The sequence below is a fragment of the Aromatoleum sp. genome, from assembly GCF_035254505.1.
Taxonomy (GTDB): Bacteria; Pseudomonadota; Gammaproteobacteria; order Burkholderiales; family Rhodocyclaceae; genus Aromatoleum.
In genome coordinates this window covers 73318-89962 of sequence record NZ_DATFAO010000078.1, presented here as the reverse complement: position 1 = coordinate 89962, position 16645 = coordinate 73318, and the positions used below count along the sequence as shown (strand labels likewise).

The 16645-nt window shown below is 65.7% G+C and carries 15 protein-coding genes and 1 tRNA gene; 6 read left to right on the top strand and 10 right to left on the bottom strand.

Annotation, left to right across the window (positions count from 1 at the left end; all coding sequences use genetic code 11):
• Position 1: 1 nt before the first annotated feature.
• Both VJ673_RS15495 and hemC read right to left on the bottom strand, forming a co-directional pair.
• Positions 2 to 781: a uroporphyrinogen-III synthase gene (locus tag VJ673_RS15495; protein ID WP_324127033.1), complete on the bottom strand. Its 780-nt coding sequence runs from the start codon at positions 779 to 781 to the stop codon at positions 2 to 4.
• Between the two features lie 11 nt (positions 782 to 792).
• The gene (hemC, locus tag VJ673_RS15490; protein ID WP_324127031.1) at positions 793 to 1740 is read right to left on the bottom strand and encodes a hydroxymethylbilane synthase; all 948 of its coding nucleotides are present in this window, start codon (positions 1738 to 1740) and stop codon (positions 793 to 795) included.
• Positions 1741 to 1954: 214 nt separating this feature from the next.
• On the opposite strand from hemC, the gene ppc reads away from it, so the two are divergent.
• Entirely contained in the window at positions 1955 to 4702 is a 2748-nt protein-coding gene (ppc, locus tag VJ673_RS15485) for a phosphoenolpyruvate carboxylase (RefSeq protein WP_324127030.1), read from the top strand.
• A 6-nt stretch (positions 4703 to 4708) separates the two neighbouring features.
• Here ppc and VJ673_RS15480 read toward each other — a convergent pair whose 3' ends face one another.
• A complete protein-coding gene (locus VJ673_RS15480; RefSeq protein ID WP_324127029.1) occupies positions 4709 to 5470 on the bottom strand; it encodes a LytR/AlgR family response regulator transcription factor in 762 nt (253 codons plus the stop codon).
• Between the two features lie 193 nt (positions 5471 to 5663).
• On the opposite strand from VJ673_RS15480, the gene argH reads away from it, so the two are divergent.
• The 5 genes from argH to VJ673_RS15455 all read left to right on the top strand — a co-directional run bounded on the left by argH (position 5664) and on the right by VJ673_RS15455 (position 10521).
• On the top strand, positions 5664 to 7082 hold the full coding sequence (argH, locus tag VJ673_RS15475) for an argininosuccinate lyase (RefSeq protein ID WP_324127028.1): 1419 nt from the start codon (positions 5664 to 5666) through the stop codon (positions 7080 to 7082).
• Between the two features lie 328 nt (positions 7083 to 7410).
• A complete protein-coding gene (locus tag VJ673_RS15470) occupies positions 7411 to 8202 on the top strand; it encodes a hypothetical protein (RefSeq protein WP_324127027.1) in 792 nt (263 codons plus the stop codon).
• A 30-nt stretch (positions 8203 to 8232) separates the two neighbouring features.
• Positions 8233 to 8523, top strand: coding sequence for a hypothetical protein (locus VJ673_RS15465; RefSeq protein WP_324127026.1), 291 nt, complete (start codon positions 8233 to 8235; stop codon positions 8521 to 8523).
• A 35-nt stretch (positions 8524 to 8558) separates the two neighbouring features.
• On the top strand, positions 8559 to 9419 hold the full coding sequence (locus VJ673_RS15460) for an HprK-related kinase A (protein WP_324127025.1): 861 nt from the start codon (positions 8559 to 8561) through the stop codon (positions 9417 to 9419).
• Positions 9403 to 10521 carry a nucleotidyltransferase domain-containing protein gene (locus tag VJ673_RS15455; protein ID WP_324127024.1) on the top strand — a complete coding sequence of 373 codons (1119 nt, stop codon included), beginning with the start codon at positions 9403 to 9405 and terminating at the stop codon, positions 10519 to 10521. The genes VJ673_RS15460 and VJ673_RS15455 overlap by 17 nt, the downstream gene beginning before the upstream one ends.
• Before the next feature lie 19 nt (positions 10522 to 10540).
• Here VJ673_RS15455 and grxD read toward each other — a convergent pair whose 3' ends face one another.
• The 7 genes from grxD to VJ673_RS15420 all read right to left on the bottom strand — a co-directional run bounded on the left by grxD (position 10541) and on the right by VJ673_RS15420 (position 16615).
• Positions 10541 to 10867, bottom strand: coding sequence for a Grx4 family monothiol glutaredoxin (gene grxD, locus VJ673_RS15450; protein ID WP_324127023.1), 327 nt, complete (start codon positions 10865 to 10867; stop codon positions 10541 to 10543).
• Between the two features lie 96 nt (positions 10868 to 10963).
• The gene (gene prmC, locus VJ673_RS15445; RefSeq protein ID WP_324127022.1) at positions 10964 to 11806 is read right to left on the bottom strand and encodes a peptide chain release factor N(5)-glutamine methyltransferase; all 843 of its coding nucleotides are present in this window, start codon (positions 11804 to 11806) and stop codon (positions 10964 to 10966) included.
• Position 11807: 1 nt separating this feature from the next.
• Positions 11808 to 12887: a peptide chain release factor 1 gene (gene prfA, locus VJ673_RS15440; RefSeq protein ID WP_324127021.1), complete on the bottom strand. Its 1080-nt coding sequence runs from the start codon at positions 12885 to 12887 to the stop codon at positions 11808 to 11810.
• A 57-nt stretch (positions 12888 to 12944) separates the two neighbouring features.
• Positions 12945 to 14198 (bottom strand): glutamyl-tRNA reductase, encoded by a 1254-nt coding sequence (hemA, locus tag VJ673_RS15435; RefSeq protein WP_324127020.1) that lies wholly within the window; start codon positions 14196 to 14198, stop codon positions 12945 to 12947.
• Between the two features lie 144 nt (positions 14199 to 14342).
• Positions 14343 to 14418 (bottom strand) — tRNA-Phe (locus VJ673_RS15430).
• A 173-nt stretch (positions 14419 to 14591) separates the two neighbouring features.
• Entirely contained in the window at positions 14592 to 16310 is a 1719-nt protein-coding gene (locus tag VJ673_RS15425) for a cation acetate symporter (protein ID WP_324127019.1), read from the bottom strand.
• Positions 16307 to 16615 (bottom strand): DUF485 domain-containing protein, encoded by a 309-nt coding sequence (locus VJ673_RS15420; protein WP_324127018.1) that lies wholly within the window; start codon positions 16613 to 16615, stop codon positions 16307 to 16309. Before VJ673_RS15420 ends, VJ673_RS15425 begins: the two co-directional genes overlap by 4 nt.
• Positions 16616 to 16645: the final 30 nt, after the last annotated feature.

The following is a 16645-nucleotide window of genomic DNA, read 5'->3' as shown; positions in this document are numbered from 1 at the left end:
ACTAAAAATGAGATTCGAGCGCGACGATGAGGCCCTCGTCGCCAGCCGGCGTTTCGATGACGCGCAAGAAGCCGGCGGCGGCCGCGTGCGCCACGATGCGCGGATGCGGGGCGAATACCGGGACGGTTTCCAACACGATCGACGCGCGCTGGCCCAGCATCTCGACGAGGTTGCCGGCGCCTTCGCTGCTCGTCAGCGTGATCGCGTCGAGCTGCCCGGCTTCTGCGAGCCGCAGCAACGGGGATGGATCGAGCTGCGGGCAGTAGCGCCGATAGCAGGTCACGTATTCGACCTCGGCGCCGCGTGCGCGCAGGGTCTCGCCGAGCAGGTCCCGTCCGCCGTCGCCGCGGAAGATCACGACCTTGCGGCCGGACACGGCGGCGGCCTGGAAGGCGTCAAGCGCGAGCACCGCTTCGCTGTCGAAACCTTCCTTCGGCGCGATCACGTCGTGAAAGCCGAAACCGCACAGCGCACGCTCGCTGCCCTTGCCGACGGTTCCGACTTTCACGCGCGCCGGCCAAGTCCGACGCGCGAGCACGGCCTCGAGCCCGTGACTCACGGCGTTGGGGCTCACGAAGAAGGCGAGCTCGAAAGTATCGAGGCGGCGCGCGATGTCGTCGAGCGGCGCGCTGTCGTCAGCCGCGCCGATCGCCAGCACCGGGAAACGAAGCGCGACACCGCCACGCGCTTCGATCGCGTGGCACAAGCTGTCCGCCTGCCCGGCCGGCCGGGTCACCACGATATGGCGACCCGCCAACGTCCCTGCAGTCAATTCGGGCACCTCGACTGCGATCAGCCGAGTTGCGACAGGATCTCTTCCGCCCCCTGGGCGCGCAGGTCCTCGGCAAGGGCGAGGCCCAGCGCCTCCGCGTCCTCCGGACGGCCTTCGTGTTCGGCGCGGACGATGCGGCTGCCGTCGGGCATCGCGACGAAACCGCGCAGCCAGAGCTTGCCGGCGCGAATTTCAGCGTAGGCGCCGAGCGGTACTTCGCAGCTGCCAGCCAGCGCGCGGGCAACCGCGCGTTCGGCACGAACGCAGGCGGAGGTGTCAGCATCGTTCAGCGGCGCGAGCCAGGCAGCGACTTCAGGACGGTTCGCGAGGCATTCGATACCCAGCGCACCCTGGCCTGCCGCAGGCAGCGAAACTTCGGACGGCAACTCAGAGCGGATGCGGTCGGCAAGGCCGAGCCGCTTCAGGCCGGCGGCCGCGAGGATGATCGCGTCGTACTGGCCTTCGTCGAGCTTGCGCAGACGGGTGTCGAGGTTGCCGCGCAGACTAGTCACGCTGAGCATCGGGTACATCGCATGCAGCTGCGACTCGCGCCGCAGCGACGAGGTGCCGACCACGGCGCCCGGAGGCATGTCGGCAAGACTCGCGTAGCGGCTGGAGACGAAGGCGTCGAGCGGCACTTCGCGCGCCGAGATGCAGGGCAGCGCGAAGGGCTCGGCGAGCTGCATCGGCACGTCCTTCATCGAATGCACGGCGATGTCGGCCTGCCCATCGAGCAGCGCGGTCTCAAGTTCCTTGACGAACAAGCCCTTGCCGCCGACCTTCGCCAGTGGGCGGTCGAGGATCTGGTCGCCGCGGGTGGTCATACCCAGGAGCTCGACCCGGCAGCCGGGATACAGCGCCTCGAGGCGGGCTTTGACATGCTCGGCCTGCCACAGCGCGAGACGGCTCTCGCGGGTGGCGATGACGATGCGTTCGGGCGGGGGAAAGGCGGCGGAAGTAGCGCTCACGATGGGCAGACTCGTCACGTAAGGAATGGATTAGGATAAGTTCGGAAGCGCCGGGATGACGGCAAATTTTCCGCATTGCAACATCAGGGTTCGCGCCAATGGCGGGACCTGAAATAATCATTTTAGCATGGTTGCCTAGATGGCCCTTTTGGGCGCTCTTTTCGGCCCCCTTTTCTGCCGCGCGCTACCGCCCCACCCCAAGGAACGCTGACTCATGACTCAAGACAAGGACGCGCCGCTGCGCGAAGACATCCGACTCCTCGGCCGCGTGCTCGGCGACACCGTGCGCGACCAGCAAGGCGAAGCCATGTTCGGCCTGATCGAACGCATTCGCCAGACCTCGGTGCGCTTCCGCCGCGACGACGACCGTGCCGCGCGCCTCGAACTCGAAGGCATCCTCGACGCCCTGTCGCGCGAGCAGACGATCCAGGTCGTGCGCGCCTTCAGCTACTTCTCGCATCTGGCGAACATCGCCGAGGACCAGCACCACATCCGCCGCTCGCGCGCCCACCTGCTCGCGGGCTCGACGCCGCGCGAAGGCAGCCTCGCCCACGCCCTCGGCCGCGCCCTCGACGGGCGCCACACTCCGGGCGAACTCGCGGCCTTCTTCGACACCGCCGAAGTGACGCCGGTCCTCACCGCGCACCCGACCGAAGTGCAGCGGAAGAGCATCCTCAACTGCCAGACCGACATCGCCCGCCTTCTGGACCAGCGCGACCGCATGGCGCTGACGCCGGAGGAGCGCGAAGAGAGCGACGAGACACTGCGCAGCGCCGTGCTGACACTGTGGCAGACGCGCATGCTGCGGCCTGCGAAGCTGTCGGTGCTCGACGAAGTGGCGAACGGCCTGTCGTACTTCGACAGTACTTTCCTGCGCGAACTGCCGCGCCTCTACGCGCACCTCGAAGACCAACTCGCCGAACGCGACGGAGCCTTGGGCGCACTGGAATTGCCGGCCTTCCTGAAAGTCGGCAGCTGGATCGGCGGCGACCGCGACGGCAACCCCTTCGTCACCGCCGAAGTCCTCGAACGCGCGCTCGCGCTGCAGGCCGGCGTCGCGCTCGGCTTCTACCTCGACGAGTTGCACGCGCTGGGCGCCCGCCTGTCGCTCGCGCAGGGCCTCGTCAGCGCCTCGGACGCACTCCTCGCACTCGCCGACCGTTCGCCCGACCACTCCCCCCACCGCAACGACGAACCCTATCGGCGCGCGATCACCGGCATCTACGCGCGACTTGCGGCGACTCACCGGGCGCTCCTCGGTATCGAGCCGCCGCGTCACCCGGTTGCGCCGGCCGAGTCCTACGCGAGCGCCGACGAACTCGTCGACGACCTCGACACGATCCACCGCTCGCTCGTCGCGAATGGTTCCGCCGCGCTCGCCCGCGGCCGCCTGCGCCTGCTGCGCCGCGCGGTCCGCGTCTTCGGCTTCCACCTCGCACCGATCGACCTGCGCCAGAACTCCGACGTGCACGAGCGCGTCGTCGCCGAACTTCTGTCGACCGCCCGCCCCGAGGTCGACTACCGCGCGCTGGGCGAAGAGGCCCGCTGCACGCTGCTGCTCGAAGAGCTTGCGACGCCGCGCCCGCTCGCTTCGCCGCACGTGCATTACTCGGAAGAGACCGAAGGCGAACTCGCGATCTTCCGCGCCGCGCGCACCGCCCATCTGCGCTTCGGCAAGGCTGCGATCACCAACTGCATCATCTCGAAGACCGACGACGTCTCGGACATGCTGGAGCTCGCGCTGCTGCTGAAGGAAGCCGGGCTGCTGCGCCCGCACGAGCAGGCGCTCGACGTGAACATCATCCCGCTCTTCGAGACCATCGAAGACCTCGCCAACGCCCCGTCGGTGATGGACCGCCTGTTCTCACTGCCCGGCTACATGAACCTTCTCGGCTCACGCGACCAGCTGCAGGAAGTCATGCTCGGCTACTCCGACAGCAACAAGGACGGCGGCTTCCTGACCTCGGGCTGGTCGTTGTACAAGGCCGAGATCGGGCTCGTCGAAGTCTTCGCGCGCCACGACGTGCGCCTGCGCCTCTTCCACGGCCGCGGCGGCTCGGTCGGCCGCGGCGGTGGCCCGAGCTACCAGGCAATCCTGGCCCAGCCCGGTGGCGCCGTGCAGGGGCAGATCCGCCTGACCGAACAGGGCGAAGTCATCGCGGCGAAATACGGCAACCCGGAAGTCGGCCGCCGCAACCTCGAAGTGCTGGTCGCGGCGACCCTCGAAGCGAGCCTGCTGGCTGACCGCTCACCCGCCCCGCGCGCCGACTTCCTCGACACGATGCAAGCCCTGTCGGATGCCGCGTTCTCGGCCTACCGCGGCCTCGTCTACGAGACCGAAGGCTTCGAACGCTACTTCTGGGAATCGACTGTGATCTCCGAGATCGCCGAGCTCAACATCGGCTCCCGCCCGGCCTCGCGCAAGAAAGGCACGCGCATCGAAGACCTGCGGGCAATCCCCTGGGTCTTCAGCTGGGCGCAATGCCGCCTGATGTTGCCGGGCTGGTTCGGCTTCGGCTCCGCCGTGAAGGCGTGGCGTGCAGCGAACCCGGACGACGGGCTCGCGCGGCTGCAGGCGATGTACAAGGAATGGTCCTTCTTTGCGACGCTGCTGTCGAACATGGACATGGTGCTCGCGAAGTCCGACCTTGCGATCGCCTCGCGCTATGCGGGCCTCGTCAAGGACGCGAAGCTGCGCGACGAGATCTTCAACTGCATCCGGGCCGAGTGGCAGGACACCGTCGACGCCCTTCTCGCGATCACCGGCCAGACCGAGCTCCTCGACGACAACCCGCTGTTGAAGCGCTCGATCCGCAACCGCTTCCCCTACCTCGACCCGCTCAATCACGTGCAGGTCGAACTGCTGCGCCGCCACCGCGAGAGCCACGATGACGCGCGCATCCGCCTGGGGATCCACCTCTCGATCAACGGAATCGCGGCGGGGCTTCGGAACAGCGGCTGAAGCGGATCAGATCCCGAGCGCCTGCTTGACCGTCGGCCACTGCCGGCGGCTGACCGGCAGGCGCCCGGCATCCTTGGCGAGCAGGATCTCCCAGTGCGCCTCGCCTTCCTGCTCGCCGGCGCGCTCCACACCGACCACGGCGTTGCGCGCGACGAGGCAATTGCGGTGGACGCGCAGGAAGCGCTCCGCAAATTCGATTTCGAGCTGCACCAGGGATTCGTCGAGCAGGTATTCTCGCTCGGCGGTATGCGCAGTCACGTATTTCAGCTCGGCGCGGAGGAACAACACGTCGACGACCGGCACGAGCAGGATGCGCCCGCGCTCGCTGACGCTGAAGTGCTGGCGTGCGCCAGGGGCGATCCGCTGCAACGCCTCGTCCGCCGGACGCAAGCTGCGCCGCGCCCGTGCGAGCGCCTCTGCGAGCCGCTCCGCGCGCACCGGCTTCAGCAGATAATCGGCCGCTGCCAGCTCGAAGGCCTGCACGGCGTACTGATCGTAAGCCGTCGCAAAGATCACGGCCGGCGGACGCTCGATGCGCCCGAGGTGACGGGCAAGTTCGACCCCGTCCATTACCGGCATCCGGATATCGGCCAGTACGACATCGACCTCGTTCGCTTCGATCAGCCGCAAAGCCTCGACACCGTTCGCCGCCATGCCGACCAGCACCGTCGGCTGGCTCACCACAACATCGCCCAGCAGGTCCCGCAGGCGCGCCCTCGCCGGCGCCTCGTCATCAACGATCACCACCCGCAAGCCGTTCTCGCTCATCGACACCCTCCCCCTGCGTTCGCGCACCCATAGCCCGGGCGCTGCCGGAAGTCCCCCGGCTTTTGCTTTATACTTTCGGCCTTTTCCGCCAGTTGTCCGCATGCGCGGCCATCATGGCGCATCCCCGCCCGCGGCCCGAACTGCGCGACCTTCGCCCAGTCGGCCAAGGCGCAGTCATCGCAAGACGGACATTATGACAGACACCCCCTCCTCGCAGCCCGCCAAGGCCTGGTCCGGCCGCTTCACGGAACCGGTCTCGGACCTCGTCAAACGGTACACCGCGTCAGTGTTCTTCGACCAGCGCATGGCGCACCAGGACATCCGCGGCTCGCTCGCACACGCGAAGATGCTTGCCCGCCAAGGCATCATCGGCGCACAGGACCTCGCCGACATCGAGCGCGGCATGGCGCAGATCCTCGACGAGATCGGGCGCGGCGAATTCGGCTGGAACCTCGACGACGAGGACGTGCATCTCAACATCGAAAAGCGCCTCACCGCGCTCGTCGGCGACGCCGGGAAGCGCCTGCACACCGGCCGCAGCCGCAACGATCAGGTCGCGACCGACATCCGCCTGTGGCTCCGTGATGCGATCGACCAGATCCTCGTATTGATCGGCGACTTCCAGAAGAACCTGCTCGACGTCGCCGAAGCCAATGCGGCAACTCCGATGCCCGGCTTCACGCACCTGCAGGTCGCCCAGCCGGTCACGTTCGGCCATCACCTGATGGCCTACTTCGAGATGAGCCGCCGCGACGCGGAACGCTTCGCCGACTGCCGCAAGCGCGTTAACCGTCTGCCGCTGGGAGCTGCCGCGCTCGCCGGCACAAGCTACCCGATCGACCGCGAGTTCGTCGCGAAGGAACTCGGCTTCGACGAAGTCTGCTACAACTCGCTCGACGCCGTCAGCGACCGCGATTTCGCGATCGAATTCTGCGCCGCCTCGTCACTCTTGATGACCCACTTGTCGCGCTTCTCCGAAGAGCTGATCCTGTGGATGAGCCCGCGCGTCGGCTTCATCGATCTGGCGGACCGCTTCTGCACCGGCAGCTCGATCATGCCGCAGAAGAAGAACCCGGACGTCCCCGAACTCGTGCGAGGCAAGACCGGCCGCGTCAACGGCAGCCTGATCTCGCTGCTGACGCTGATGAAGGGCCAGCCGCTCGCGTACAACAAGGACAACCAGGAAGACAAGGAGCCGCTGTTCGACACCGCCGACACCGTCATCGACACGCTGCGCATCTACGCTGACATGATCACCGGCATCCGCGTGAAGGCTGACGCGATGCGCGACGCGCTCAAGCAGGGCTACGCGACCGCGACGGATCTCGCCGACTACCTCGTCAAGAAGGGCCTGCCCTTCCGCGACGCCCACGAAGCCGTCGCCCTGGCGGTGCGCGCAGCCGACGTGAAGGGCTGCGATCTGCCGCAGTTCTCGCTCGACGAACTGCGCGCGGCGATGGCCCACGTTCCGGGCGCAGCTGAGCGCCTGCAGGACGACGTGTTCAGTGTACTGACCGTAGAAGGCTCGCTCGCCTCGCGCAACCATATCGGCGGCACCGCCCCCGAACAGGTCCGCGCCGCCGTCGCGCGCGCCCGCGCAGGCCTGCAGTAAAGCTGCCCATGCCGCCGCCCGGCGGCATTCCCTTCGGTGCGCCGCCCGGCGCACCGAAATGCTCCGCATGAATCAATTCACGAAGCCCATGACAAACGGCTTGTTCGCGCCGTTCGCCTAAGCTAGCTTGCAGATGTGCGCGCCGGAAACGCCTTCCGCTTTGGAAGTGTCGGTAATTCTTACACTTCCTGGCGCCTACGCATTTGCAGATTAAAAATCGCCATAAAAACAGATACCTGCATTGTAGTAAAAAGCGGCATCGATCTTGCTCGAATTTTCACAGAGTCATGCCTGTTTTACGCACCGATGTTTGCCGACGGAAAAGACAATGCCTACCAATAAAACTCCGATGTCCGGACAAGAGGCGCACGAAGCGCCCGTCGCCGCGACGCCTCCGTTGAGCGTGCGGTCCCGGCGTGGCTTCATCGGCGCCGCCGCAGGCGGTGCAGGCGTCTTCCTGTCCGTTCAGGCGCGCACCGCACTCGGAGCCGTCAGCTGCCAAAGTCCGTCGGCTGCCATCAGCGGCAACCTCAGCGCTCAACCCGCCAGCATCACCTGTACCGGCGGGAATTCGCCGACGGTGTGGAAGCTTCAGGACACCCTCTCCAAGTGGCCGGCCGGCACCACCCCGCCCACCTTCAACACCCCGCTCACCGATTCGCTCGGCTGCAACAACGGGCACTCGATACTGGACCCGGCGTCGGTCATTGACCAGCCTGGCGCCCTCGTCGACAGCATCCTGCCGGGAGCGATTTCCAATACCAGCGCATGGGCAGTGCTGGCGTTTCCGGCCAACTATTCCGGCGGCGTGCTGATGAGCCATCTGATCGCCGCGTGGCTGAACGGCGGGGGTTCCTTCACGAGCTATCCGATCCAGCGCTTTCAGGTGGTGGAAATGTGGAACGCGCTGAAGGCCACGGGAATCTACTGTCCTTCCTCGATGAGTTGCCCTGGCAACACCGGCATGACCGAGAGCGAAGTGATCGCCTTCATCACACAGACCTACGATTTCACCTCCGACCTCGTGTCCGTCTGCACGATTGCCGGCACCAGTACGAACAGTTCGGGCACCACGACGACGACCGGCGGAGGTGGTGGCGGCAAAGGCGGGAAGAAGTAGTCGACGATTAGCTCTCTGTGGACCACGGTCGTGCTGCAGGAATCACCGATCCAAGCTTACCCGGGGCGCTCCCTTGCCCTTTCGCCCGCTTGGGACGGCGACGGAGCGGCGGTTGTCTTCGATCGCAACTCCGGCGACTACTGGATCGTATCGCCCCTTGCATACCAAGTCGTTCGGCGAATCGTCGCGACAGGCCGGGAGGGTGCAACGGAACTCGTTCAGCACCTCACGGACGGCAAAACGAGCGCCACCGACGCCGAAACCGTCGTGATCGGCGTCATCCGTGAACTGGTGCAGCGTGAAATCCTGACGGATGCGTAAGACTTGCCTTGCCCCTCATCGGCGAGGCAACGGCATTGATCGACACCACCCTCCGAATCGCCCCCGTCACGCTGCGGCTGCGCTCGCCGTTCAGATCGGTCCGTGCGCATGTCGATCTCTTCTACCCCGACGCCATCGACACGCGGCGCACGGGCGCCTTCACCGACTTCGACATCCACATCGCACGCGGCGCGGGGATGCGCGCTTGGCTCCGGCCACAAGCCCAGTTCCTACTTGACCACGGCGAGCCCTTCCTGCCGCTCCCGGCGGCGCAGGCAGCGGCGCTCTTCGAATGGGGACTCAACTGGTGCCTCGCGACGCGCCCGCTTGGCTACCTTGTGATCCACGCAGCCGTGGTCGCACAAGACGGCGACGCCCTCGTGATGCCCGGCGTTCCCGGCGCGGGCAAGAGCACGCTGTGCGCCGCCCTGACGTTCCTGAAAGGCTGGCGGCTCCTCTCCGACGAGCTCGCAATCCTCGAGCCCGAAACCGCCCGCCTGCATCCGAACCCGCGCCCGATCTGCCTCAAGAACGCCTCGATCGACATCGTGGGTGCCTTCCCTGGCGCGAGGCTCGGGCCGGTTTACCAAGACACGCGCAAAGGCACCGTCACCCATGCCGCGCCGCCGTCGCAATCGCGCGCGATGGCGGAAAAGACCGCGCGCTGCCGCTGGGTCGTCTTTCCGCGCTACGTCCCCGGCGCCGCACCCTGCTGTGACGAAATTGGGCGAGCGGAAGCCTTCGTCCGCATCGCCGAGCAGTCCTTCAATCGTGACCGCATGGGCGAGACCGGCTTCCACGCGCTGTGCGCGATGCTCGATGAGGCACGTTGCTTCGAGATTGCTTACGACTCCACCGAGCGCGCGCTGGAGCTGATCGATGCCATCACGGGCTGACTCGATGTCGCTGAACGCCTCCGCCCCGCTGATCGCGATCCTGAAGGACCCCGGGTCCGCGCGCCGACTCTCGGACGACAATTGGTCCGAGCTGATCGCGAGCGCCCGGGCGGCCAACCTGCTCGGTCTTCTCGCGGTCCGGCTGCGGCAGGCGAACATCCCGCTTCCACGGCCTCCCCGGCGTCACCTGGACGCCGTCGCCCAACTGAGCGAGCGCCAGTGCCAGTCCGTGCGGTGGGAAATCCACTGTCTGCAGCGCGCGCTGGGGAGCCTGCGCGTCCCGGTGGTGCTCCTCAAGGGCGCGGCGTATGCGATGTCGGATCACCCGGTGAGCCACGGACGACTCTTTGGCGACATCGACATCCTCGTACCCCGCGAAGCGATCGGCGACGTCGAGTTGCGCTTGATGATCGCGGGCTGGACTTCAGGCAAGAGCGACGCCTACGACCAGCGCTATTACCGGCAATGGATGCACGAACTGCCGCCGATGGTGAACGTGCGCCGCGGCACAGTCCTCGACGTCCATCACACCATCCTGCCACTGACATCGCGCCACGCGCCGGACGCGCGCCCCATCATCGAAGCCGCCAGACCGCTCGATGGCTTCACGTCGATCCGCGTCCCGCGGGCCGAGCACCTGCTGATCCACAGCATCGTGCACCTCCTCCACGACGGGGAGCTTCCAAACGGATTGCGGGATCTGTTCGACATCGACGGCTTGATCCGGGCGGGGACGCGCGCGCCAGACTTCTGGCAGCGCGTGGAAGCGGCCGCAACGGAGCTCGGACTGGCTGCGCCGACCGCGCTGGGGCTGACGCTGGCGCTGCAGCTGATCGGCAGCCCGGTTCCGCCCGAAACCATCGAGCGGCTGCATTTACGAGCCGGAAAGGCCTCATCGCCGCTGCTGCATTGGCTCTACAGGCAGGCGCTGAGGCCGGACAACGAGGTCGAGCGCGACGTCGGCGCGCGCATTGCGCGAAGCGTGATCTACCTGCGTGCCCACTGGCTGCGCATGCCTGCCCATCTTCTCGCACGGCACTTGTTGTACAAGTCTGCCGCGCGGCTCAGGAAGACGGAAGGCAGCGCTGCCGGTGCCGCCTGATCAGGCGGCGGAGGGAATCTTACTTCGTCGCGACGCCGGCTTCGGCGAGCATCGATTGCAGTTCGCCGTTCTCATACATCTCGCGCATGATGTCGCAGCCGCCGACGAATTCGCCCTTGACGTAGAGCTGCGGAATCGTCGGCCAGCTGGCGTATTCCTTGATGCCGTTGCGGATGTCGTCGTTCTCGAGCACGTTAACGGAGAAGATATTCGAAACGCCGAGGTTCTTCAGGATCTGCACGGCGGTCGCCGAGAAGCCGCACATCGGAAACTGCGGGGTTCCCTTCATGTAGAGCACGACGGGGTTGCCGGTAACCTGTTCGCGGATGACTTCCTGGATGCTCATGGCACACGCCTCAAAAGTTGAGTAATTAAGTCGGGAAATTCTAGGCATTAGCAGCTGCGTAGTCAACAGCACCGCAACGCAGGGAAAAGGGGCGCGTCAGCGGCCCAGCCACTGACCGCCGGAAACCCGCTCGATACCTGCCAGATCCTTCCACGACGCGATGCCGCTAAAGCCCGCATCGGTCAGCAGACCGCGCACGGCCGCCGCCTGATCATACCCATGTTCGAGGAAGAGCCAGCCGCCGGGCTCGAGATGGACCGGCGCGCCCGACACGATGGCCGCCAGGTCGTCCAGCCCTTGCGGTCCGGACGCGAGCGCCGTCGCCGGCTCGAAGCGCACATCCCCTTCTTCCAGATGCGGGTCCGCAGCTGCGACGTAGGGCGGATTCGCCACGATGAGGTGATAACGTTCCTCGCCCAGCGCCGCGAACCAGTCGCCCAGCACGAAAGAAACGCTCGCGCCGAGACGCGCCGCGTTCGCCATTGCCACCAGCAAGGCCTCGCGTGAGCGATCCACCGCGGTGACGTCCGCCTCGATCAACTCCAGCATCAACGTGATCGCGAGGATGCCGCTCCCGGTGCCGAGATCGAGCACGCGGGTGCTGCGCTTGTCGCCGAAATGCGCCATTGCCAGTTCGACGAGGAGTTCCGTATCGGGACGAGGGATCAGCACTGCGGGCGTCACGTGGAAAGAGCGCCCGAAGAATTCCCGGTCGCCAGTCAGGTAGGCGATCGGCTCGCCCGCCTCGCGCCGCTCGACGAGCAACCGGAACTCGGCCCACTCCACCGCGCCAAGGACCGCCTCGGGAAACGCGATCAACCGCGAAGCCGGGCACTGCAGCACGTATCGCAGCAGAATGCGGGCCTCGGCGAGCACGATGTGCGTACGCGCCCACTTGAGGGCACTGGCGACGTCCGGCGCGGGGTCCACGACCGCCACGTCAGTCGCCCGCCAGCGCGGCGAGCTGTTCGGCTTGGTGCTCCGCCGTCAGCGCCTGGACGAGTTCGTCGATCTCGCCCTGCATCACCGCGTCGAGCTTGTACAGCGTCAGGTTGATGCGATGGTCGGTCACGCGGCCCTGCGGGAAATTGTAGGTGCGGATGCGCTCGGAACGGTCGCCGCTGCCGACGAGGCTCTTGCGCGTTGCCGCCTCCTTCGCCTGCTGCTCGCGTAGCTGAATGTCGTGGATACGCGCGGCGAGCACCGACATCGCCTGGGCGCGGTTGCGGTGCTGCGAACGGTCGTCCTGGCATTCGACGACGATCCCGGTCGGCAGATGGGTGATCCGGACCGCCGAGTCCGTCTTGTTGATATGCTGGCCACCCGCGCCGCTCGCGCGGAAGGTGTCGATGCGCAGGTCCGCCGGATTGATGTTGACGGCCTCGATCTCGTCGGCCTCGGACATTACGGCGACCGTGCAGGCGGAGGTGTGGATGCGCCCCTGCGTCTCGGTCGCGGGCACGCGCTGCACGCGATGTCCGCCGGACTCGAACTTCAGCTTGGAATAGGCCCCGGCACCGACCACGCGGACGATGACTTCCTTATAGCCACCGAGATCCGATTCGCTCGCCGACACGACCTCCACCTTCCAGCGCTGCCGTTCGGCGTAGCGCGTATACATGCGCAGCAGGTCGCCCGCGAAGAGCGCCGCCTCGTCGCCGCCGGTGCCGGCACGGACTTCGAGGAAGAGGTTGCGATCGTCGTTGGGATCGCGCGGCAGCAGCGCGCGTTGCAGCTCGCCTTCGAGCGATGCAATGCGTTCTGCACCTTCCTCGAGTTCGCTCTCTGCAAGCTCGCGCATTTCCGGATCGGACAGCATCCCGCGCGCGCTCTCGCAGTCCTCCTCCGCCTGACGATAGGCGCCATACAGCGACACGACCGGCTCGATCTCGGCGCGCTCTCGTCCGAGCGCACGAAAGCTGTCCATGTCTGCCGCGACTTCGGGCGAGGACAGCTCGCGATCGAGCTCGACCAGGCGAGAGGTCAGGAAATCGAGCTTTTCGCGGATGCTCTGCTTCATCGTGACAGTAGGCGAAGACGCGTCGACGGACGGGCCCTTTGCGGGGCCCGATCCCGCCTAATCGTGGGAATTGAGGTTGAAGAGCTGCTGCAGCATGCGACTCGCGTCGGCCTGCTGCTCGCCTTCGGACTGGTTCAGGAAATGCGTCGGCGCATGCATCAGCTTGTTGATGAGTCCATGGCTGAGCGCATCCAGTACTTTCTGCGGATCCTCGCCGCGCGCGAGCAGCTTGCGCGCGCGTTCGAGTTCGGAAGCGCGCAAGGCCTCGGCGTGCTGGCGCAGGGCGCGGATCGTCGGCACCACATCGCGCCCCTGCATCCAGTGCAGGAAGCCGTCGACACGGCTATTGATGATTTCCTCGGCCTCGATGACCGCCTGCTGGCGCGACTCCAGGCCCGCGTCGACGACCTGCGCGAGATCGTCGACCGTGTAGAGGAAGACGTCGTCGAGCTCGCCGACTTCCTTTTCGATGTCCCGCGGCACCGCCAGGTCGACCATCACCATCGGCTTGTGGCGGCGTGCCTTGACTGCCCGCTCGACCATGCCGAGACCGACGATAGGCAAGGGGCTCGCCGTACAGGACACGATGATGTCGAACTGCGCCAGCACGTCCCCGATGCCATCCAAGCGCATCACGTCAGCGCCATAGCGCCCGGCAAGCGCCAACGCGCGCGACTCCGTGCGGTTGGCAACGGTGATGTGCTTCGGCTGGGCACCCGCGAAGTGCGCCGCACAGAGCTCGATCATCTCGCCGGCGCCGATGAAGAGCACCCGCTGATCCGAGAGTCGCTCGAAGATCCGCTCGGCCAGATGCACGGCCGCTGCGGCCATCGACACGATGTTCGCGCCGATCGCGGTCGTCGAGCGCACTTCCTTCGCCACGGCGAACGTATTCTGGAACAGCTTGTGCAGCAGTGTCCCCATCGTCCCCGCCTCTTCGGCGCGGCGCGCGGCGTCCTTGACCTGCCCGAGGATCTGCGGCTCACCGATCACCATCGAGTCCAGCCCGCTCGCGACGCGGAAGACATGGCGCACCGCGTCGCGCTGCGGATAGGTGTAGAGATACGGGGAAACCTCGCTCAACGTGAGGCTGTGGAAACGTGCGAGCCAGTCCGCGGCATGTTGCGGCTGCTCGGTAGCGAAATACAGTTCCGTGCGGTTGCACGTGGAGAGAATCGCCGCCTCGCGCACGGTCCGCGCCTGCGTCAGATCGTGCAGCGCATCGTCCAGCCGCTCGGGCTGAAACGCCACCCGCTCGCGGATATTGAGCGGAGCGGTGTGATGATTCAGGCCAAGAGCATAGAGTTGCATGCGTGATCGCAGTGGGGGGCTTAAGTTTGCGGATTATAGCACTGCAGAAAACGCGGAAATATTGCCCCCGCGCGGACGATTATGTTGCGCTGATTGCAACGTAAACGAAAACGGGCCAGCTTGCGCTGACCCGTTTTCTGATCCTGGTGGCCAGGGACGGAATCGAACCGCCGACACGCGGATTTTCAATCCGCTGCTCTACCAACTGAGCTACCTGGCCTGGAAGAGCGCGCATTATAGCGGACTTTCGGGATGTGTCAAACAGTTCTGGCGATTATTTGTTTTGCCTTGCCGCGACATTCCATCGCGATGCGACACCCCGGCACAAAAGAAAACGGCAACCCGAAGGTTGCCGTTCTCCGCAGCCCCGTCGCCGGGGCCGATATCACGCAATCAGTGACCCGACGCGCCTTCTGCGCCGATACCCGTTTCCGAACGCACCTTCTGCGCCAGGTAACCGGCACGGTCTTCGGCAGCACGGGCGCTGTTGTCGAGGATCGAGAACAGCCAGATGCCGATGAAGCCGGCGGCCATCGAGAACAGCGCGGGCGAGGTGTAGGGGAACCAGGCCGAGCCCTTCGGATTGCCGAGGGTCGCTTCCCACACCGACGGCGACACGACCGTCAGGACCACCGCAACGATCAGCCCGAGGAAGCCGCCGAAGCAAGCGCCGCGGGTCGTGCAGTTCTTCCACAGCACCGACATGAACAGCACCGGGAAGTTGGCCGACGCGGCGATCGCGAAGGCCAGAGACACCATGAACGCGATGTTCTGCTTCTCGAAGGCGATACCGAGGACCACCGCGACGATGCCGAGGGCGACCGTGGTCATCCGCGACACGCGCAGTTCGGAGGCGGAATCGGCATTGCCCTTCTTGAACACCGTGGCGTACAGGTCATGCGAGACCGCCGACGCGCCCGACAAGGTCAGACCTGCGACCACCGCAAGAATCGTCGCGAAGGCCACCGCCGAGATGAAGCCGAGGAACACGTTTCCGCCGACCGCGTTGGCCAGGTGGATAGCGGCCATGTTGCCACCACCGAGCAGCACCTTCTTCGCGTCGAGGAACTGCGGGTTCGTCGAGACAAGCACGATCGCGCCGAAGCCGATGATGAAGGTCAGGATGTAGAAGTAACCGATCCAGGTGGTCGCCCAGAACACCGACTTGCGGGCTTCCTTGGCATCCGGCACCGTGAAGAAGCGCATCAGGATGTGCGGCAGGCCGGCGGTACCGAACATCAGTGCCATGCCGAACGAGATCGCCGAGATCGGATCCTTGATGAAGGAGCCCGGCCCCATGATCGCCTGACCGATGATGCTCGCCTCCTCAGGAGTCTTGCCCGCCTCGATCGCGACGCCTGCCTTGATCTTGGTGGCCGCCGCGAACAATTGCTCGGGCGAGAAACCGTACTGATACATCACCATGAAGGCCATGAAGGACGCGCCGGCAAGCAGCAGGCAGGCCTTGATGATCTGCACCCAGGTCGTCGCGGTCATGCCGCCGAAGAGCACGTACACCATCATCAGCGCGCCGACGATGACGACCGCCATCCAGTACTCGAGACCGAAGAGCAGCTTGATCAGCTGACCCGCACCGACCATCTGGGCGATCAGGTAGAACGCGACGACGACCAGCGTGCCCGAGGCCGCGAAGGCGCGGATCGGGGTCTGCTTGAAGCGGTAGGCCGCGACGTCGGCGAAGGTGAACTTGCCGAGGTTACGCAGCTTTTCCGCCATCAGGAAGGTGATCACGGGCCAGCCGACGAGGAAGCCGATCGAGTAGATCAGGCCGTCGTAACCGTTTGACATCACCGCCGCCGAAATCCCGAGGAAGGACGCAGCCGACATGTAGTCGCCGGCGATCGCGAGACCGTTCTGGAAGCCGGTGATGCCACCGCCCGCGGTATAGAAATCAGCCGCCGATTTGGTCTTGGCCGCCGCCCACTTGGTGATGAACAGCGTGAAGACGACGAAGCCCGCGAACATGGTGATCGCCGTCCAGTTGGTAGGCTGCTTCTCGGCCTGGCCGAGATCGGCGCCGGCAGCCAGCGCGGCTGCAGACAGCAGGGCGAGCGCGAGTCCGCCACCGATGCGCGTATAGCGACCAATCATTTGCCGCTCTCCTTGACGATTTCCTGGGTCAGCGCGTCGAACTCGGAGTTCGCGCGACGGACGTAGAGGCCGGTGATCAGGATCGTGAACAGAATCACGCCCAAGCCGACGGGGATCCCGACGGTCATCACGCCCTCGCCAAGCCGTTTTGCCAGCATGCCCTTGTCGAACGCGATGATCGCGATGTAGCCGTAATAGACGATCAGCATGATGACCGTCAAAATCCAGCCGTAAGACGAGCGGGTGCTCACGAGTTGCTGGTATTTCGGGTTGGCGACAATTTTCGTCACCAGATCGTTTTGCATGTCTCCCTCCTCCGTGTTTCGGTAGTGGCA